The organism is Streptomyces sp. NPDC048507, assembly GCF_043199995.1.
Classification (GTDB): Bacteria; Actinomycetota; Actinomycetes; order Streptomycetales; family Streptomycetaceae; genus Streptomyces.
Genome location: NZ_JBICWZ010000006.1, coordinates 262308 through 281389 on the forward strand (window position 1 = coordinate 262308; position 19082 = coordinate 281389).

Annotated in this window: 17 protein-coding genes; 6 read left to right on the forward strand and 11 right to left on the reverse strand. The window is 75.1% G+C overall.

Going from position 1 to position 19082, the window contains the following annotated elements; genetic code table 11:
- Positions 1 to 28 precede the first annotated feature (28 nt).
- From ACGFXC_RS19205 to ACGFXC_RS19215, 3 genes are read right to left on the reverse strand one after another with little or no spacing between them, the layout of a single operon-like run.
- Positions 29 to 769, reverse strand: coding sequence for an SseB family protein (locus ACGFXC_RS19205; RefSeq protein WP_393714228.1), 741 nt, complete (start codon positions 767 to 769; stop codon positions 29 to 31).
- 2 nt (positions 770 to 771) lie between these two features.
- Positions 772 to 1965, reverse strand: a complete 1194-nt coding sequence (gene mycP, locus ACGFXC_RS19210) for a type VII secretion-associated serine protease mycosin (RefSeq protein WP_393714230.1) — start codon at positions 1963 to 1965, stop codon at positions 772 to 774.
- Positions 1962 to 2762, reverse strand: coding sequence for a hypothetical protein (locus ACGFXC_RS19215; RefSeq protein ID WP_393714232.1), 801 nt, complete (start codon positions 2760 to 2762; stop codon positions 1962 to 1964). The genes mycP and ACGFXC_RS19215 overlap by 4 nt, the downstream gene beginning before the upstream one ends.
- A gap of 119 nt (positions 2763 to 2881) precedes the next feature.
- Between ACGFXC_RS19215 and ACGFXC_RS19220 the strand changes: the two genes are divergently transcribed.
- A complete protein-coding gene (locus ACGFXC_RS19220; protein ID WP_393714234.1) occupies positions 2882 to 4075 on the forward strand; it encodes an amino acid deaminase/aldolase in 1194 nt (397 codons plus the stop codon).
- 49 nt (positions 4076 to 4124) lie between these two features.
- Here ACGFXC_RS19220 and ACGFXC_RS19225 read toward each other — a convergent pair whose 3' ends face one another.
- The 4 genes from ACGFXC_RS19225 to ACGFXC_RS19240 form a co-directional block, all read right to left on the reverse strand.
- Entirely contained in the window at positions 4125 to 5432 is a 1308-nt protein-coding gene (locus ACGFXC_RS19225; RefSeq protein WP_393714236.1) for a haloacid dehalogenase-like hydrolase, read from the reverse strand.
- A 108-nt stretch (positions 5433 to 5540) separates the two neighbouring features.
- The gene (locus tag ACGFXC_RS19230; RefSeq protein WP_393714238.1) at positions 5541 to 6326 is read right to left on the reverse strand and encodes a 3-oxoacyl-ACP reductase; all 786 of its coding nucleotides are present in this window, start codon (positions 6324 to 6326) and stop codon (positions 5541 to 5543) included.
- 5 nt (positions 6327 to 6331) lie between these two features.
- Complete coding sequence (locus ACGFXC_RS19235; RefSeq protein ID WP_393714240.1) at positions 6332 to 7696, reverse strand: aldehyde dehydrogenase family protein; 1365 nt, start codon at positions 7694 to 7696, stop codon at positions 6332 to 6334.
- A gap of 81 nt (positions 7697 to 7777) precedes the next feature.
- The gene (locus ACGFXC_RS19240) at positions 7778 to 9142 is read right to left on the reverse strand and encodes a glutamine synthetase family protein (protein WP_393714242.1); all 1365 of its coding nucleotides are present in this window, start codon (positions 9140 to 9142) and stop codon (positions 7778 to 7780) included.
- A 77-nt stretch (positions 9143 to 9219) separates the two neighbouring features.
- Between ACGFXC_RS19240 and ACGFXC_RS19245 the strand changes: the two genes are divergently transcribed.
- The 4 genes from ACGFXC_RS19245 to ACGFXC_RS19260 all read left to right on the forward strand — a co-directional run bounded on the left by ACGFXC_RS19245 (position 9220) and on the right by ACGFXC_RS19260 (position 13218).
- A complete protein-coding gene (locus ACGFXC_RS19245; RefSeq protein WP_393714244.1) occupies positions 9220 to 9966 on the forward strand; it encodes a FadR/GntR family transcriptional regulator in 747 nt (248 codons plus the stop codon).
- A gap of 152 nt (positions 9967 to 10118) precedes the next feature.
- Complete coding sequence (gene eat, locus ACGFXC_RS19250) at positions 10119 to 11582, forward strand: ethanolamine permease (RefSeq protein WP_393714246.1); 1464 nt, start codon at positions 10119 to 10121, stop codon at positions 11580 to 11582.
- A gap of 48 nt (positions 11583 to 11630) precedes the next feature.
- Complete coding sequence (locus tag ACGFXC_RS19255; protein WP_393714248.1) at positions 11631 to 12338, forward strand: gamma-glutamyl-gamma-aminobutyrate hydrolase family protein; 708 nt, start codon at positions 11631 to 11633, stop codon at positions 12336 to 12338.
- A gap of 103 nt (positions 12339 to 12441) precedes the next feature.
- Positions 12442 to 13218, forward strand: a complete 777-nt coding sequence (locus ACGFXC_RS19260; RefSeq protein WP_393714250.1) for a hypothetical protein — start codon at positions 12442 to 12444, stop codon at positions 13216 to 13218.
- A gap of 61 nt (positions 13219 to 13279) precedes the next feature.
- Here ACGFXC_RS19260 and ACGFXC_RS19265 read toward each other — a convergent pair whose 3' ends face one another.
- Positions 13280 to 14203, reverse strand: coding sequence for a LysR family transcriptional regulator (locus ACGFXC_RS19265; protein ID WP_393714252.1), 924 nt, complete (start codon positions 14201 to 14203; stop codon positions 13280 to 13282).
- 70 nt (positions 14204 to 14273) lie between these two features.
- Here ACGFXC_RS19265 and ACGFXC_RS19270 point away from each other — a divergent pair, with 70 nt between their 5' ends.
- The gene (locus ACGFXC_RS19270; RefSeq protein WP_393714253.1) at positions 14274 to 15398 is read left to right on the forward strand and encodes a TDT family transporter; all 1125 of its coding nucleotides are present in this window, start codon (positions 14274 to 14276) and stop codon (positions 15396 to 15398) included.
- 46 nt (positions 15399 to 15444) lie between these two features.
- Here ACGFXC_RS19270 and ACGFXC_RS19275 read toward each other — a convergent pair whose 3' ends face one another.
- The 3 genes from ACGFXC_RS19275 to ACGFXC_RS19285 form a co-directional block, all read right to left on the reverse strand.
- Positions 15445 to 16161 (reverse strand): helical backbone metal receptor, encoded by a 717-nt coding sequence (locus ACGFXC_RS19275; RefSeq protein WP_393714255.1) that lies wholly within the window; start codon positions 16159 to 16161, stop codon positions 15445 to 15447.
- A gap of 4 nt (positions 16162 to 16165) precedes the next feature.
- Positions 16166 to 16771, reverse strand: a complete 606-nt coding sequence (locus tag ACGFXC_RS19280; protein ID WP_393714257.1) for a helix-turn-helix domain-containing protein — start codon at positions 16769 to 16771, stop codon at positions 16166 to 16168.
- Between the two features lie 129 nt (positions 16772 to 16900).
- Entirely contained in the window at positions 16901 to 18877 is a 1977-nt protein-coding gene (locus ACGFXC_RS19285; RefSeq protein ID WP_393714259.1) for a peroxidase, read from the reverse strand.
- Between the last annotated feature and the right edge of the window lie 205 nt (positions 18878 to 19082).

The following is a 19082-nucleotide window of genomic DNA, read 5'->3' on the forward strand; positions in this document are numbered from 1 at the left end:
GCGTACCCGTACGTGCGCCGTACGGGCCTCAGCGGGTGAAGAGCGGCTCCCCCGGCGGGACCGGGGCGTCGGCCGGGAGCAGCGCGAGGTCCAGTCCGCGCACGAGCCGGCCGCGCAGGGTCTCGTCCGCGGCGAGGGCCTCGGCGACCCGGCGGGCGGCGGTGGCGGGCGGGGCCGTGTCGGACAGCACGACGGCGAGGGTGCCGTCGGCCCCCGCGCCGCCCGGGCCGAGGTGGGCGCGCAGGACGGCGGGCTCGGCGGCGACGGCCGCCCGTACGGCTTCGCGTACGGCGGGATCGGCCAGCGGGCCGGCGTCCGTGCGGCCCTCGGCGAGGGCGAGCAGGGCGGGGCCCGTCAGCTGGTAGGGGACGGGGCCGGCCAGGTCGAGGACGATCGTGTCGGCCTTCTCGTGGGCGGCGGCGGCCAGGGCCTGGTGCAGCGGGACGGCGACCGGCCGGGCGGCCGGGTCCCACAGCGCCAGCGAGGCGGTCGAGGTGAAGGCGGGCAGCGCCCGCCGGCTGCCCGCCGTCAGGGTGGGGACGGCCATGTCGCTGGTCTTCTCGCGCCGCAGGCCCGTCTCCGGGTCGGTCTCGACCTCGCCGAGCACCGCCACGACGGGGACCAGCAGGCGGGCCCCCTTCAGGGCCTCCAGCAGTTCCGGTTCGGCCGCGCGGTCGGCGGCCCAGGCGGCGAGGGCCGCGCTCAGCCGGGGATCGGCGGTGCCGTCGTCGTCGGAGAAACCGGGGTCTGGAATGTTCTTGGTGGCCACAGTTACCCGACCCTATCCCGCCGGGCCGGGCGCGGCCGCCGGGCCAGTACGGCGGCCAGCACCAGCAGGGCCGCTCCCCCGGCGGCCGCCGCGCCCACGCCGAGCAACGGCCGCCGTTCGGGCGGGCGGACGGGGTCGGGGCCCGGGCCGAAGTAGCGGCGGCCGGCCGGGACGGGGGCCGGGGCGGCGGCCTCGGGGCGCAGCCGGGCGGCGGCCTGGAGGGCCGCGACGGCGTCGACGGTGCCGTGGCCGCGGGCGTCGTCGCGGCCGCCGGCCGGGCCGCCGGTGGCGGTGTCCTCCAGCAGCCTCTTGACCTGCGCCGGGGAGAGGCCCGGGTGCGCCGCCTTGACGAGGGCGACGACGCCGGAGACGAAGGCGGCGGCGGCGCTGGTGCCCCAGCCCTCGTAGTAGGCCCGGTCGGGGTCGGCGATGACCACGTCGACGCCCGGGGCGCTGACGCCGGCGTACCAGTGGCTGGTGGAGAAGGGGGCCTTGCGGCCCTGCCGGTCGACGGCGGCGACGGCGATGACCCCGGGGTAGGCGGCCGGGTAGGAGGTGTGGTCGCCGCGTTCGCCGCCGTTGCCGCAGGAGGCGACGACGACCACGCCCTTGCCGAGGGCGTACTGGACGGCCTCGTCCTCGGCGGACTCGTGGTGGGCGGTGTCGCTGTCGTCGCCGAGCGAGAGGTTGATCACGTCGGCGCCGTGGTCGGCGGCCCAGCGGATGCCCTCGGCGAGGGCGCCGGACTTGCTGTCGCGGGCCCGGGCGCGGCCGGGGTCGCCCTCCTCCAGGATCACCCGGACCGGGAGGATCCGGGCCTGGGGGGCGATGCCGAGGACGCCTTGGGAGCGGTCGGGGCCGTGGCCGTGGCCCGCGATGATGCTCGCCATCGCGGTGCCGTGCCGGGCCCAGGCGCGCTCGCCGCGGCCGGCGCCCATGCCGACGAGGTCGGTGCCGTCGAGCACCTGCCCGTTCAGGTCGGGGTGGGTGGCGTCGACGCCGGTGTCGAGGACGGCGACGGTGATCCCGTCGCCCCGGGTGGTGCCCCAGGCCTCCTCGGCGCGCAGGGCCAGCAGCCCCCACTGGCGGTCGCGGATGGTGTCGGCGGCGGCCGGCGGTACGGCGAGCCCGGTCAGCAGGGCGGCCAGGGCCAGCGCGCCGGTGGCGCGGGCGGCCGCGCGGCGGGCGGGGGTCATCCGCGGTGCTCCGGGGTCGCCGTGGGCGGGGCGGACGAGGCGGGCGGGGCCGCGAGGGCGGCGAGGGCGTGTTCGATCCGGTCGGCGACGGAGCGGGCCCCGTGACCGAGGCCCGCTTCGGCGACGGCCCCGGTGGCACCCTGGCGGGCGGCCTCCTCGGCGGGCACCGGCGCGTCCACGGCCCGGCCGTCGGCGAAGGCGGAGACGGCGTAGACGACGGCCGGGGCCGCGGCGGCGACGCCCGCCGTCCAGGCGGCCCGGCGGGTGTCGGCGTACGCGTAGGCGGGCGGAACGGGGAGCCGTCCGCGCAGGCCGTTCATGGCGGTGGCGTCGGCGGGGGTGAAGACCAGGCCGACGGTGACCAGGGAACTGCGGGTGGCGTCGGTGTAGGTGGCGCGGAGCACCCGGGTGCAGCCGGTCGCGGCGAGGGCGGCCCGCCAGTCGGCGGGGAGCGCGGCCGCGCAGTCGGCGTCGGGGGCGAGCGCGAGCCGAATCCAGCTGCGGTCGGCGCCGCCGGGGCCGCTGTCGGGGGCGTCGAGCACGGGCGGCAGGAGGCCGTCGGCAGGGGCGGTGTGCCAGAGGCCGGCGGCCGCGCGGTAGGCCGCGCCGGGGGTCACGGGGCGCTGGTCGGCGCGGTGTTGGCGCCAGGCGCCGGCGGCGGCGCCCGCGAGGAGGCCGGCGCCGAGCAGGCCGCACAGGGCGGCGGCCACGATCCGGCCGGGGCGGCGGCGCGGGGCCGGGTCCGCGGGCGGTCCGGGCTCGCCGAGGACCTCGGTCCGTGGTGTCGACGTGGTCATGCGGCGGCTCCGCCCCCCGTTCCGTACGGCTGCCTGCCCGTACTCTACGGTCCCCGGGCGCGGCCCCCGTCCCGGCCGGGGCCTACCCACCGGTAGAAGCGTCTGGCAAGCTGCCGCCCATGACTTCCGACCGGGCTCGGTACGACCGGGCGACCGCGCACCTCGACGCGCCCCTGGCCCTCGTGGACCTCGACGCCTTCGACGCCAACGCCGACGACCTCGTGCGCCGGGCGGGCGGCAAGCCGGTACGGGTGGCCAGCAAGTCGGTGCGGTGCCGGGCGCTGCTGGAACGGGTCCTGGCGCGGCCGGGGTTCGCCGGGATCATGTCGTACACGCTCGCGGAGTCGCTGTGGCTGGCCCGGTCCGGGTTCGAGGACGTGCTGCTCGCCTATCCGTCGGCCGACCGGGCCGCATTCGGGGAGCTGGCGCACGACTCGAAGCTGGCCGCCGCCGTGACGGTGATGGTGGACGATCCTGCGCAGCTGGACCTGATCGACCGCGCGCGCGACGGGGGCGCGGAGGAGGTCCGGGTCTGCCTGGAGCTCGACACGGCCCTGCACCTGCTCGGCGGCCGGGTCCGGGTCGGCGCGCGGCGCTCGCCGCTGCGGGAGCCGGGGCAACTGGCCGCACTGGCGCGGACGGTGAACGAGCGGCCCGGGTTCCGGGTGGTGGGGCTGATGGGCTACGAGGGCCACATCGCCGGGGTCGGGGACGCGCCGGCCGGGCGGCCGGTGCGGTCGCGGATGATCCGGCTGATGCAGGGGGCGGCGCGCCGGGAGCTGGCGGCGCGGCGGGCCGAGGTGGTGCGGGCCGTGCGCGCGGTGGTGCCGGACCTGGAGTTCGTCAACGGCGGTGGCACCGGGAGCGTGGCCGAGACGGCCGCCGAGGACGCGGTGACCGAGATCGCCGCCGGGTCGGGGCTGTACGTGCCGCGCCTGTTCGACAACTACACCTCGTTCCGGGGCCGTCCGGCGGCGCTGTTCGCGCAGCCCGTGGTGCGCCGGCCGGGGGTGGGCGTGGTGACCGTGCTGGGCGGGGGCTATCCGGCGTCGGGCGCTCCGGGCGCGGACCGGCTGCCCGTGCCGTACCTGCCGGCCGGGCTGCGCTACGACCCGCAGGAGGGCGCGGGCGAGGTGCAGACGCCGCTGCTGGGGAGCCCGGCCGACGATCTGCTGATCGGCGACCGGGTCTGGTTCCGGCACGCGAAGGCCGGTGAGCTGTGCGAGCGCTTCGAGACGCTGCACCTGGTCGAGGGCGACCGGGTGACGGCCACCGCCCCGACGTACCGGGGCGAGGGCCGCACCTTCCTCTGAGGCCCCCGGGGGCTCCGAGGCCTCAGAGGCCGCCAGGGTTCCGCCCGCGCTAGAAGACGCGGTCCGTCTGGTCGGGGACGACGCTGGTGTCGCCCCGGCGGACGGGGCCGGGCGTGCCGTCGTGGTCGACGTAGCCCGTGGTGGAGCAGGGGTAGGGGCTGCTCTTCTGCTTCTTCGGCTCGATGAACATGGGGTTCACGATCCACTTGCCGTCGCTGTTGTCGTACGCGCGGCACATCAGCTCGTTCTTGTTGCGGTTGACGACGAGCCGCAGGGCGGTGGCGTCGCGCAGGAACGAGATGTCGGTGTCGGAGTCACCGGCGGCGAAGACCTGCCGGCGGGCGGCGGGCTGGACCTTCTCGGCGGCCGCGCCGCGGACCCCGAAGACCTCCTTGTTGATCCAGCAGCGCTTGCCGTCGACGTACGTGATCATCGTGTCGGCGCCGTCCTTGACGGACCCGCAGCCCTGGAGGTGGGCGGTGAACGCGCCGCCCCGGGTGGTGGTGTTGCGGATGCCGATGACGTGGTCGGCCTTGACGCCGACGCCCTGGGCCCAGACCTCGACGACGGGCTGCGGGGAGGCGGAGCTGATCCACACGTCGAAGCCGGCCTGCCGGAGGCCCTTGATCAGGTCGCGCTGCTGGTCGTAGTAGCGGACCCAGCCGGTGGCGGCGGTGCTCGTGCCGACCCGCTGCGTGGCTCCGACGGGCGCGGCGAGGTTCTCGGCGCGGGCTGCGGCGGCGAAGCCGCGCACCTGGGCCGCGGTCCAGCCCTGCGTCAGCTGCGGCAGCCAGGCGTAGGCGGGTTCGATCGTACGGCGGTCCCAGCCGGCGAAGGCCGCGGCGCCGGTCCGGGTGGCGGCGGTGCCGTAGACGGCGTTCAGTTCGTCGGCGCAGGCCGCGCCCCGCGGGGTGCCGGTGGGCAGCGGGGTGCCGGGGCGGGCGAGCGGGCCGCATGCGGTGGCCAGGGCCCGGGCGGCGGCGGGGGTGAGGTAGCGGCTGGTGGTGGTCCAGTCGCCGCCCGCGGGCTGGCGTATCTTGCCGTTGCGCAGCAGCCAGAACATGGTGGCGTCCCCGACGTCGTTCTTGACGACGGTGTTGTCCCAGTCGAAGACGGCGACGGGCTTGGTCCGGTCGGGCCGGTACGGGTTGCAGCTGCCGTACTGGTCGATCAGCTGCTGCAGGCGGGCCTGGTTGTCCCCGTACCAGCCGGCCGCGAGCTGCGGGGTGGTGCAGTGCGCGCCGGGGCGGGCCGTCGTCGCCTGGGCGGCGGGTGCGGTGGCGGCGACGAGGGCGCCGGCGGCCAGGGCGGCCGCGGCGGCGGCCTGGAACCGGCGGGGGGAGCTGGGTCGGGTCACTGAGGTGGTCACTCCTGATTCTGATGAAGATCGTCGCGGACGTTAGAGCACGACAGCCGGGCGTCGTGCGACGCCCGGCTGTCCGGTGGGTGGTGCGGGGGTGAACGTTTAGAGAGGAGTGACGTACGCGCCGGAGATCCCGCCGTCGACGAGGAAGTCGGTGGCGTTGATGAAGGAGGAGTCGTCACTGGCGAGGAAGGCCACGGCGGCGGCGATCTCGGTGGGCTCGGCGAACCGGCCGAGCGGGATGTGCACGAGGCGGCGGGCGGCCCGCTCGGGGTCCTTGGCGAACAGTTCCTGGAGCAGCGGGGTGTTGACGGGGCCCGGGCACAGGGCGTTGACGCGGATGCCCTCGCGGGCGAACTGGACGCCGAGTTCGCGGGACATGGCGAGGACGCCGCCCTTGGAGGCGGTGTAGGAGATCTGGGAGGTGGCGGCGCCCATGACGGCGACGAAGGAGGCGGTGTTGATGATGGAGCCGCGGCCCTGGCGCTGCATGTAGGGCAGGGCGGCCTTGCAGCACAGGTAGACGGAGGTGAGGTTGACGTCCTGGACGCGGCGCCAGGCGTCGAGCCCGGTGGTGAGGATGGAGTCGTCGTCGGGGGGCGAGATGCCGGCGTTGTTGAAGGCGATGTCGACGGATCCGTAGGTGTCGAAGGCGGCCTTGAACAGGGCCTCGACCTGCTCCTGGTCGGTGACGTCGACCTGGACGAAGGTGCCGCCGACCTCCTCGGCGGCGGCCTTGCCGGCCCGCTCGTCGATGTCGGCGCAGACGATGTTCGCCCCCTCGGAGGCCAGGCGCCGGGCGGTGGCGAGGCCGATGCCGCTGCCCGCTCCGGTGATGACGGCGGTGCGGCCGACGAGGCGGCGGCAGATGATCTCTTCGTTCGACATGCTGGTCAGGCCTCCGTGCTGATGAAGACGTTCTTGGTTTCGGTGAAGGCGGTGAGGGCGTCCGGTCCGAGCTCGCGGCCGAGCCCGGACTGCTTGTAGCCGCCGAAGGGGGTCCAGTAGCGGACGCTGGAGTGGGAGTTGACGGAGAGGTTGCCGGCCTGGACGGCGCGCGAGACGCGCAGGGCGCGGCCGAGGTCGCGGGTCCACAGGGAGCCGGAGAGTCCGTACGCGGTCGCGTTGGCCAGGCGTACGGCGTCCTCCTCGTCCTCGAAGGGCAGGACGACGGCGACCGGGCCGAAGACCTCCTCGGCGGCGACCGGCGCGGTGGGGGCGGCGCCGGTGACGAGGGTCGGCGGGTACCAGAATCCGGGTCCCTCGGGGGCGGTGCCGCGGACCGCGGTGAGGTCGTCGGTGACGTAGGACCGTACGCGGTCCAGCTGGATCCGCGAGATCAGCGGCCCCATCTGGGTCTTCTCGTCGGCCGGGTCGCCGACGACCACGCTCTCGATGCCCGGGGCGACGAGCTCCAGGAACCGGTCGTAGGCGGAGCGCTGGACGAGGATCCGGGTGCGCGCGCAGCAGTCCTGGCCGGTGTTGTCGAGGAAGGCCATGGGCGCGGCGGCCGCCGCGGCTTCCAGGTCGGCGTCGGCGAAGACGATGTTGGGGCTCTTGCCGCCGAGTTCGAGGGTGATCCGCTTCACCCGTTCGGCGCACTTGGACATGATCTGCTTGCCGACGCGGGTGGAGCCGGTGAAGACGATCTTCGCGACTCCGGGGTGCTCGACCAGGGCGTCCCCGGCGACCGCTCCGTGCCCGGGGAGCACCTGGAAGAGGTGCTCGGGGATCCCGGCTTCGAGGGCGAGTTCGGCGAGGCGCAGGGCGGTGAGCGGGGTGGTCTCGGCGGGCTTGAGGAGGACGGCGTTGCCCGCGGCGAGGGCGGGGGCCAGGCCCCAGGCGGCGATCGGCATGGGGAAGTTCCAGGGCGCGATCACGCCGATGACGCCGAGGGGTTCGAGGAAGGTGACGTCGATGCCGCCCGCGACCGGGATCTGACGGCCCGAGAGGCGCTCCACTCCCCCGGCGGCGAAGTCCAGCAGGTCGCGTACGTTGCCCGCTTCCCAGCGGGCGTTGCCGATGGTGTGGCCGGCCTCCCTGACCTCCAGCCGTGCCAGTTCCTCCAGGTGTCCGTCGACGACCGCGGCGAAGCGCCGCAGGAGTCTGGCCCGGTCGGCGGGGGCGGCGGCCGCCCATCCGCGCTGGGCCGCGGCGGCCCGTACGACGGCGGCGTCGACGTCGTCCCGTGTGGCGGCCGGGACGGTGGCGACGATTTCCTCGGTGGCCGGATTCAGGACTTCCAGCGCGTCGGACACGTGGTGCCTCTCAGTGGTTCGGTGAGCGGGGCTACGGGCGGGGCTGTCGCCGGGGCTGCGGGCCGGGGCAGCGGCCCGGGGTCACAGGCGTTCGAAGGAGCGGCGCAGTTCCCAGTCGGTGACGGCCGAGTCGTAGGCGTCGAGTTCGACGCGGGCCATGTTGCGGTAGTGCGCGACGACTTCGGGGCCGAAGGCCGCCTTGGCGATCTCGCTGTTCTCCCAGAGCTCCGCGGCCTCGCGCAGGGTGGCCGGTACGTGTGCGTAGTCGCCGGTGTAGGCGTTGCCGGTACAGGCCTCGGGGAGTTCGAGGCGGTTCTCGATGCCGTAGAGGCCGGCCGCGATCAGGCCGGAGACGGCGAGGTAGGGGTTGACGTCGCCGCCGGGGAGGCGGTTCTCGAAGCGGGTGGAGCGGCCGTGGCCGACCACGCGCAGGGCGCAGGTGCGGTTGTCGAGGCCCCAGGCGACCGCCGTCGGGGCGAAGGATCCCGGGCGGAAACGCTTGTACGAATTGATGTTGGGGGCGTAGAGAAGGGAGAAGTCGCGCAGGGCTGCGAGCTGCCCGGCCAGGAAGTGCCGCATCACGGGTGACATGCCGCCGGCGCCGTCACCCGCCATGGCGTTGTTGCCGTCGGCGTCGACCAGCGAGAGGTGGATGTGACAGGAGTTGCCCTCGCGCTCGTCGTACTTGGCCATGAAGGTGAGCGAGACGCCTTCCTGGGCGGCGATCTCCTTGGCTCCCGTCTTGTAGAGGGAGTGCTGGTCGCAGGTGGTGAGCGCCTCGTCGTAGCGGAAGACGATCTCGTGCTGGCCGAGGTTGCACTCGCCCTTGGCGGACTCCACGACCAGGCCGGCGGCCTGCATCTCGTTGCGGATGCGCCGCAGCAGGGGTTCGACGCGGCCGGTGCCGAGGACCGAGTAGTCGATGTTGTACTGGTTGGCCGGGGTCAGCCCGCGGTAGTCGGCGTTCCAGGCCTCTTCGTAGGTGTCCCGGAAGACCATGAACTCCAGCTCGGTGCCGACGGCCGCCGTGTAGCCGTGTCCGGCGAGGCGTTCCAGCTGGCGGCGCAGGATCTGGCGGGGCGCGGCGACCACGGGCGAGCCGTCGTTCCAGGCGAGGTCGGCCAGGACGAAGGCACTGCCGGGGTTCCAGGGGATGCGGCGCAGGGTGGCGAGGTCCGGGTGCATGGCGAAGTCGCCGTAGCCGCGGTCCCAGGAGGACATCTCGTAGCCGTCGACGGTGTTCATGTCCGTGTCGACGGCGAGGAGGTAGTTGCAGCCCTCGGTGCCGTGGTCGAGGACCTCGTCGAGGAAGAACTGGGCGGCGAACCGCTTGCCCTGGAGGCGTCCCTGCATGTCGGGGAAGGCCAGGACGACGGTGTCGATCTCGCCGCTCGCAACGAGGGCGCGAAGCTCCTCGGGCGCGAGCGGGGGCTTGCGGTCTACCACTGGAATCTCTCCTTCGGTGAGCCGAGTGCGCCTAAGGTATTGAATGAGACCATTGCTTGGGAAGGGGAGGGGCCGAGATGACCGACACGGCGGGCGAGGGTGGCGCGATCGCGCGGCTGAATCCCGTACTGCGGCAGGTGCGGGCGGGCAACGGTTTCGAGGAGGCCCTCGAACAGATCCTCCAGGTGGTCCGGCTGGGTCTGGTGCCGGGCGGGGAACGGCTGCCGCCGGAGCGCGAGCTGGCGGAGCGGATGGGGATCAGCCGGGTCACCCTGCGCGAGGTGCTGAAGGTGCTCCAGGACCAGGGGCTGGTCGAGGCCCGGCGCGGCCGCTACGGCGGGACGTTCGTACGGACCCGCCCCGACACCCCGGCCGGCGGCGCCGAGGAGGAGCTGCGCCGGCGGGTCGCGGGGGTGGACATCGAGGACGCGCTGCGCTTCCGCGAGGTGCTGGAGGTGGGAGCGGCCGGACTGTGCGCCGTGCACGGCCTGACGGAGGAGGGCACCGAGCGGCTGCTGCGCGCGCTCACCGCCACCCACGACGCCCCGCTCGCCGACTACCGCCGCCAGGACACCCTCTTCCACCTCACGCTGTGCGAGCTCGCCGGGTCGGCCTCCCTGACGGCCCAGTACGCGGCCGTCCGGGCCACCGTGAACGACCTGCTGGACTGCATCCCGCTGCTGGTGCGCAACCTGGAGCACTCGCAGCAGCAGCACACCGCGCTGGTGGAGGCGGTGCTGGAGCGGGACGCCGAGGGGGCCCGGGCCGTGATGCGCGAGCACTGCTGCGGCACGGCGGCCCTGCTGCGCGGGTTCCTGGCCTGAGGGGCGGGGCGGGCGCTCAGCGGGGGGGTGCTCAGCGGGGCGGGGCGGATTCGTAACCGCTCTTTAACGCCAGGGTCTTGCGCCCGCCACACCCCGGACGCAAAGGTACGCCTCACAACCATTGCATCGCATTGCCCTAGGCAGGAGCGCACATGGCCGACGACACCGCATCCGCACCCGCATCCGCGCCGCCCTCCCCCGGGGACGCGGACGCCGCCTACCTGGAGCGCCGCACCCTGCGCCGCGGCAGCGCCGGCTGGCTGCTGCTGACCGGCCTCGGCGTGGCCTACGTCGTCTCGGGCGACTTCTCCGGCTGGAACGTCGGCCTGGACAAGGGCGGTTTCGGCGGCCTGGCCATCGCCACGGTCCTGATGGGCGCCATGTACGCCTGTCTGGTCTTCTCCCTCGCCGAGCTGTCCACGATCCTGCCCACGGCGGGCGGCGGCTACGGCTTCGCCCGCCGCGCGCTGGGCCCCTGGGGCGGCTTCCTCACCGGTACGGCCATCCTCATCGAGTACATCCTCGCCCCGGCGGCCATCGTCATCTTCATCGGCGACTACGTCGAATCCCTCGGCCTGTTCGGGCTCACCTCCAGCTGGCCCGTCTACCTGGGCTGCTTCGTCGTCTTCATCGGCGTCCACCTGTGGGGCGTGGGCGAGGCCCTGCGCTTCAGCCTGGTCGTCACCGCCATAGCCGTCGCCGCGCTGCTGATCTTCGCGTTCGGGGCGCTCACCGATTTCGACGCGGGCTCCCTCGACGACATCGCGGTGGACACCGGCGCGTTCGGCTCCAGTTCCTGGCTGCCGTTCGGCGTCCTCGGCATCTGGGCCGCGTTCCCCTTCGGCATGTGGTTCTTCCTCGGCGTCGAGGGCGTACCGCTCGCCGCCGAGGAGGCCAAGGACCCGGTCCGCTCCATGCCGAAGGCCCTCGCCATCGCCATGGGCATCCTGGCCCTGCTCGCCCTGATCACCTTCTTCGCCGCCACCGGCGCCCACGGCGCGGACGCCGTGCGGTCCGCGGGCAACCCGCTCGTCGTGGCGCTGGAGGGCGACGGAGGACCGACCGCGCTGAGCCGCTTCGTCAACTACGCGGGTCTCGCCGGCCTCGTCGCCTCCTTCTTCTCCCTCATCTACGCGGGCTCCCGCCAGCTGTTCGCGCTCTCCCGCGCCGGATACCTGCCGCGCTTCCTCTCGCTCACCTCCCGGCGCAAGGCCCCGTACCTCGGACTGGTGATTCCCGGGGCGATCGGCTTCGCCCTCGCGGCGGCCACCGGCAACGGCGCGCGGATGCTGAACATCGCGGTGTTCGGAGCGACCATCTCCTACGCCCTGATGGCCCTCTCGCACATCGTGCTGCGGCGCCGCGAGCCCGGCCTGGAACGCCCCTACCGCACCCCCGGCGGCGTCCTGACCTCCTCCGTCGCCTTCGTGCTCGCCCTGTCGGCGCTGGTGGCCACCTTCCTGGTGGACAAGGACGCGGCGTTCATCGCGCTCGCCGTGTACGCCGTCGCCCTCGCCTACTTCGCCTTCTACAGTCGCCACCACCTGGTCGCCTCCGCGCCCGAGGAGGAGTTCGCCGCGCTTGCGGCAGCCGAGGCGGAGTTGACCCGCGACTGAAATCCTGGCCCCGTTTCCGCTGTCCGGCACCACCCTGGAGGTATCACCGTGCCCAGGCCGCTCATCGGCATCACCACCTACGTCGAGGAATCCACCCGCTACGGCGTGTGGGACCTGCCCACCTCCCTCGTCCCGACCGGGTACTACGAGCTCGTCCAGGCGGCCGGCGGCGCGGCCGTGCTGCTGCCGCCGGACGAAACGGCGCGGGCGGCGGAGGTGCTGGGCCGGGTGGACGGCCTGATCGTCGCGGGCGGCCCGGACGTGGACCCGCTGCGTTACGGGGCCGCGCGCGACCCCCGTACGGGAGCGCCCGCCACGGTGCGCGACGAGTGGGAACTGGCCCTGACCGGGGCGGCCCTGGAGTCCGGCACGCCTTTCCTGGGGATCTGCCGGGGCATGCAGGCCCTCAACGTGGCCCTCGGCGGCACGCTCATCCAGCACATCGACGGCCACGTCGACACCCCCGGCGTCACCTCCTGGCACCCGGTGCGCCCGGTCGCCGGGACCCGCTACGCGGCGCTGGTCCCGGAGGTGGCGGAGGTCCCGACCTACCACCACCAGGCCGTGGACCGGCTGGGCCGCGGCCTGGTCGTCTCGGCGTACGCCGAGGACGGCACGGTGGAGGCGATCGAGGACCCGGACCGCTCCCGCTGGGTCGTGGGCGTCCAGTGGCACCCGGAGCGGGACAAGGACACCCGGGTGATGGCGGCGCTGATCGAGGCGGCCACGGCCCGCCGCGCGGTCCTGGTGGCCTGAACGCGTGCGCCGCCCGGCCGGGCCCCGGCGTCCTCCCGGGGCCGGGCCCGGGGCCGGTCCCCCGCGACTGGCCGCCCGCCCCCGCGGCGCGCAGGCTGGGAGGATGGGCACGCAGGCGTACGGCACGTTCACCGGCCGGGTTTCCGGGATCCTGGAGAACCCGGTGGTCGGGATGGCGCCGTGGATCGTCTTCTCGCTGCTGGTGGGACCGGGGCGGTTCGAGCTCGCGGTGGGCCTGGCGCTGGCCTCGGTCGTCGTCCTGGTCGCCGCCGGCCGGCTGGTCCACCGGGGCAGCTCCTGGAAACTGCTGGAACTGGCGGACGTGGTCTTCTTCGGGGCCATGGCCGTCATCGGCGCCCTGGCCGGACAGGGCACGCTGCGCTGGCTGGAGACGTACGCGGGAGAGGTCTCGAACCTCGCCCTCACCGCGATCGCCTTCGGCTCGATGGCGCTGCGGATGCCGTTCACCCTCCCGTACGCCCGGGAGCAGGCGGACCCGTCCCTGTGGCACACGCCGGCCTTCCTGCGGACCAACTACGTGATCACCGGCGTATGGGGACTGGCCTTCCTGGTGGCGGCGCTGGCCGGCGGCTACGGGGACCTGGTGCTGCACAACCCGAACAACGTCTGGACCGGCTGGATCGTCCAGATCCTGGCCATCGCCGCCGCGCTCCGCTTCACCGTCTGGTACCCGGGCGTCGTGCGCTCCCGCGCGCGGGGCGAACCGGGGCCGGGCCGGGCCGCCGTGCTGGTGCCGCTGGCCGGGCTGCTGGTGCCGATCGGCATCGCGGTGCTGATCTTCGACAACGTGTGGTGGCTGGGCACGGCCCTGATCGTCGCGGGCGCCCTCCTGACGAAGGCGCTGCGCACCGGGGAGTGAGCCCGGCACGGGTCTCCCGGACGCCGGATCCGCGGCCCGGGCCTTCCGGCCCGCGGCCGGTCTACGGGCGGCGCCGGGTCAGCGACAGCAGGTCGCGGGCCGGGCCCGCCGGCCGGGCGCCCGCCGGCCAGACGGCGCGCAGGGCCCGGCCGAGCGCCGCGCCGGGCACCGGGACCTCCACCAGCCGCCGCGCCGCCAGCTCGTCGCCCACCGCCAGCTCCGAGAGCACGCACGGCCCGGCGCCGCCGAGCGCCGCCGCCTTCACGGCCGTGGTCGAGGCCAGCTCCAGCAGCGGGGCCGCCAGCCCGCCGGCCGTCGCGAGCGCGGCGTCCAGCACCTGCCGGGTGCCCGAGCCGCGTTCCCGCAGGATCAGCGGGGTCGACGCCAGCTCGGCGGCCTCGACGCCCTTCGTCCGGCGGGCCCACGGGTGCGTCGGGGCCACCGTCACGACCAGCCGGTCCTGCGCGATGACCGCGGAGTCCAGGCCGTCCGGCACCGACAGCCCCTCCACGAAGCCCAGGTCCGCCTCGTGGCCCAGGATCCGCTGGGCTACGTCCGCCGAGTTCCCGGCGTGCAGCGAGACCGCCGTGTCCGGGCGCTCCCCGCGCAGGGCGATCAGCCACCCCGGCAGCAGGTACTCCGCGATGGTCATGCTGGCCGCCACCCGCAGCCGCGAGTCCCGGCGGCCGCGCAGCGCCTGCGCCCCGGCGTCGAAGGCCTCCGCTGCCTCCACCACCCGCCGGGCCCAGTCCGTGACGAGCGCGCCCTCGGCCGTCAGCGTCGAGCCGCGCGGGGAGCGGTCGACCAGGGCGACCCCGAGCCGGGTCTCCATCGCGCGGATCCGGCTGCTCGCGGCCGGCTGCGTGATGCCGAGGTGCCGCGCCGCACCGCTCAGGCTGCCGACCCGCGCCACCGCGAGCAGCAGCTCCAGCGCGCCCAGGTCCGGCACGCGGTGCGCAAGCGGAACCCACTCCTCATTACCCATAACATCAGTTTATGGCCTCATAGGGTGTTGACCTCTGCCGTCCCCGCGCCCCCGGCGCGAGGCTGGGTCCATGGCCACCACCCTCGCGATACCCCGCTCCACCGCCGTCACCGCGCCCCGGACCCGCAGGGCCCCCGCGCTGCGCCACCTCGGCCCCAACTGGTACGCCGGCGTCATGGGCACGGCCATCGTCGCCAACGCCGGAGCCACCCTCCCGTACCAGGTGCCCGGTCAGCGCGCGGCCTGCCAGGCCGTCTGGGCACTGTCCGCCGTGGCCCTCGCCGTCCTGCTCACCGCCCGCGCCGGGCACTGGCTGCACCACCGCGACCAGGCCCGCGCCCATCTCCTCGACCACGCCGTGGCCCCCTTCTACGGGTGCCTCTCGATGGCCCTGCTGGCCGTCGGGGGCGGCACGCTGATCGTCGGGAAGGACCTGATCGGGGAGCCGGCGGCCGTCGTCGCCGACGCCGTGCTGTTCACCGCCGGAACCGTGATCGGCCTGGTCATGGCGGTCGTGGTGCCCTACCTGATGGTGGTGCGGCACAAGGTGGAGGCCGCCCAGGCCAGCCCCGTCTGGCTGCTGCCCGTGGTCGCCCCGATGGTCTCCGCCGCGCTGGGCCCCCTGCTCGTCCCGCACCTGCCCGCGGGCCAGCCCCGCGAGGCGATGCTGCTGGCCTGCTACGCCATGTTCGGCGTGAGCCTGCTCGCCACCCTGCTGCTGCTCCCCCTGGTCTTCGGACGCCTGATCGTGACGGGCCCCCTGCCGCTGGTGACGACCCCGGCGCTGTTCCTCGTACTGGGCCCCCTCGGCCAGTCCACCACCGCCGTCAACCAGCTCGCCGACGTGGCCCCGCACGCCATCGCCGCCCCCTACGCGGACGCCCTGGCCGGCTTCGCCGTCGTCTACGGGGTCCCCGTGATGGGCTTCGCCCTGCTCTGGCTGGCGCTCGCGGGCGCCATGCTGGTGCGGGCCGCCCGCGCCGGAATGCCCTTCGCGATGACCTGGTGGGCCCTGACCTTCCCCGTCGGCACCTGCGTCACCGGCGCCGCCGGACTGGCCCGCCACACCGGTCTGGACGCCTTCGCCTGGCTGGCCGCCGCCCTCTTCCTGGGTCTGCTCGCCGGCTGGCTGCTCGCCGCCGTCCACACCCTGCGCGGCCTGTTCACCGGCCGCTTGCTGCCCACGGGCGGCTGACGCCCCGCGCGGCCGTCCCCGCGGCGGCCACCGGGCCGCCGGGCAGCTACCGGGCCGCCCGCAGCGCCGCCGCCAAGACCGCCGGGGCCTCCACCAGCGAGGGCCCGTACCAGGTCAGGTGGCGGCCACTGACCAGCGCCGCGGGCAGGCCCGGGAACGCCTCGGGACCGTCGCCGGCGGTGAAGCGGTACGGCTCGTCCGGGAGCACCACCAGATCGCAGCCGCTCCCCGCCAGCTCGGCCACCGGCACCCTCGGGTACCGCTCCGCGTGCCCGGCGTAGGCGTTGCGCACCCCGAGCCGGGCCAGCAGGTCCCCGGCGAAGGTGTCCCGGCCCAGCACCATCCAGGGCCGCCGCCACACCGGCACGAACGCCGTGAACGCCCCGACGGGCTCCACCTCCGCCCAGGCCTCCCCGGCCCGCGAGAGCCACTCGGGCCGCTCCAGCCCCAGCGCCCCCACGAGTACCCGCTCCAGCTCGCTCAGCGCCTGCGGCAGGTCCCGTACCTCGGTGACCAGCACGTCCACCCCCGCCGCCCGCAGGGCGTCGAGGTCGGGGGCCCGGTTCTCCTCCTCGTTGGCGATCACCAGATCGGGGCGCAGGGCCAGCACCCCCCGTACGTCGGGGTTCTTCGTGCCCCCGATCCGCACCGCCTCCCCCAGCCGGGCCGGGTGCGTGCACCAGTCGGTCACCCCCACCAACAGCCCGGGCGCGGACACCGCCACCGCCTCGGTCAGGGAGGGCACGAGCGAGACGACGCGCACCGGCTCAGTGTCCCGGCGACGGGGGCTCGGAGGTGGCGTGGATGTGGTCGCCGACGGCGACCACGAGCAGCCGGGTGTCCTCGCTGACGGCCCGCCACCGGTGGCGCACCCCGCCGGAGAGGAACAGCGCGTCCCCGCTCTCCAGCCGGTACGCCCGCCCCTCGGCCTCCACCTGGCAGGCACCGGAGACCACGTACATCAGCTCGTCGTTGCGGTGCTGGTACTCGCGGCCCGCGTCCTGGTCCCCGGTGAACTCCAGCGCGTGCAGCTGGTGGTGGCCGCGCACGAGGGGACGTACGCCCATGACCGGTTCCAGCCCGGGCTCCTCGCCGGCCCGGACCAGGTCCACCGTGCGCGCCGTGTCGGAGGCGGCCAGCAGCTCGACCGCGGTGGTCTCCAGCGCGTCGGCGACCCGCTCCAGGGAACGCATGCTGGGGCGGGCCCGTTCGTTCTCTATCTGACTCAGGAAGGGGACGGACAGACCGCTGCGCGCCGAGACCGCGGCGAGGGTCAGGTGGAGCGCACGGCGTCTCTTGCGCACGGCCACGCCCACCCGCAGCGGTTCTTTGGAGTCCTTCTCCTTGTCACTGCCGTCTTCCTTGGCGTTCATCTCGGGGCTGCCCTCCCCTGTCCTCGTCGCACATCGGTGTGCTGTAAGCACCTTACGCAGCAACCGCCCCCGGATTCGCGCCCATGGGACCACCGGGCCCCCGCCCGGTGGCTTCCCGTGGTCCCGCGGTCACCCTACGCCGCCTCCCGAGGCCCGCCACAGCACCCGGTCACCGTCCAGGATCACCACGTCACCGGACGGTCTGACCAGCAGCCGGGCGCCGGGGTGCCCCGCGGTGCCGCTGCTCCAGACCCGGCCGCCCGCCCCGGTGCGCACGCTCAGCTCGCCGTCGTACGAGAAGAGCGCGTCGTGGCCGGTGCCCGCGGTGGCGGAGTTCCAGCGGCGGGCCCCGGAGGCGTCCAGCACCACGAGGTCGCCGTCGGCGCCGAGGGTCAGCCGGGCGGAGCCGGCGTCGAGGACGTCCCCGGCGCGCAGCACCGTACCGGGGTGGACCTCGACGGAGTCGTCGAGGGAGCCGTCGGCCAGGGCGCGCAGGGCGGTCAGCGAGGGGGTGAACGCGTAGAGGGCGCCCTCGGTGCGCACGAAGCGGCCGAAGCGGAGCGTGGTGGCCCGGCTGCCGCCGCCGTCGGACTCGGTCTCGAAGGTGACCGGGGAGTCCGGTCCGAGCACCGGGTCGGCGCCGACGCGCGGGTTGCGCCCGGCCGGGAAGTCCGCTTCGTTGATCCACTTCTTGGCCACGAACTCGAACTGCTGGACCAGGTCGGCCTGGTAGCCGATGAAGAGCAGCCCGCGCGGAGTGTCGGGGCCGTGCTCGCCGCCCTGCTGGGCGGGGTCGTAGGCGGGGCCGAAGGGGATGCCGCGCCGGATGATGCGGCGGCCGTCCAGCTCGGCCGCGGCCAGCGGCGGCCGGCCGGGCCCGAGGACGAGGCCGTCGCGCGGGTTGCCCTTGCGGATGTGGGCGAACAGCGGGGTGTGCCAGCCCTGCGCGTCCTCGCCGTAGACCAGCGCGGCGTCGGGATCCGCGCCGATCGGGCCCGGCTCCTCGGCGAGGGGGCAGCCCGCGATGGGGGTGCCGCCGGGCCAGCGGCCGACCAGCCGGGCCGCGACCCAGGTCGGGGTCGCGTCGGGCGGCGCGGCGCCGGACTTCTTCAGCTCGGCGAGCCGCTGCCCGGCCTGCTCCCACCAGCCGGGCACGTCCTGGGCCAGGCGCCGGACCACCTGGAAGGCGCCCCCGGTGGCCCACGCGGGCAGCCCGGCGGGCCGCTGCCCGGCCTTCTCCTGTCCTACGAGGAACTCCCCGGCCGGCACCAGCCGGGTTCCGGGCTTCCCCTGCACGGTGGCGCTGTCCGCGGGGTCGGGGGCGTGGAAGCCGCGTACGCCGGGCTGGCTGATCCCGTCGGCGAAGCCGAAGTGCTCGTGGCCGCGCAGGGCTCCGGGCAGCGTGGCCCCGTCCTGCCGGAAGACGACGGTTCCCCCGGCGGTGGCGAGGCCCTCGCGGTGGCGGGTGACGGCGCTCGCGAGCCGGGCCGGGTCGTCCGCGGAGAGGCTGAGCACCGCGTGCACGGCGCGCCCGGGCTCCTCGGCGCCGAACAGCCAGGACTCGGGGGCGCTGGTCCCGGTGTCCCCGAGTGCCTCGGCGCGGTGGGCGGCGCCCTGCGCGAACGCCTCGGCGGTGCTGCCGGGGGCCACGGCCGGGAAGGGGTCGCGCCCCGCGAGCAGGCGCAGCCCGGGGTAGGTCAGGGAGAGCCCGGTCCACAGCGCCGACAGGGACGCGGGGTCGGCGCCGCCCGCCTTGAGCCGGGCCGCGCTGAAGAGGGCGTTGAAGCGGGCCATCTCCTCGGTGGTGGAGAGCTCGGGCAGCAGCTTGCCGAGCCAGCGGCGGGCGGGGGCGGCCTCCCGGAAGTGCACGAGCAGGAGGCAGGCGTGGTCCTTGCGGGAGCCCGCCAGGATGTCGCCCTGGGTGGTCCGGTCGGCGCGCAACGGCAGCTCGGCGGCTTCGGCCCGGGCGGCCGGCGCGGCCGGCGCCGCCGGGGTGACGGCCCGTGCCGCCGCGGCGGCCCGGGGACACACCGCGAGGGCGGCGGCCCCCGCCCCGGCGACGAGGACGGCCCGACGGGCGGGGCTCGGGGTCTGGACGGCATCCATCGGTGTCTCCTGGGGGTGGGGGCGGAGGGGGCGGCCGCGCGCCGGTGCGCGGACCGCGGGACGAGAACCGAACCGGACCAACGCCGTGCACGCCCGAACCGGACGGGGGCCGCACACGGCCTGACCGAGTCCAGCCCCGACCAGCCCCGCCCCAACAACGAGCCGGCCCGGGCCGGGACCAAACAGGACCGGGGACCGGAACCGA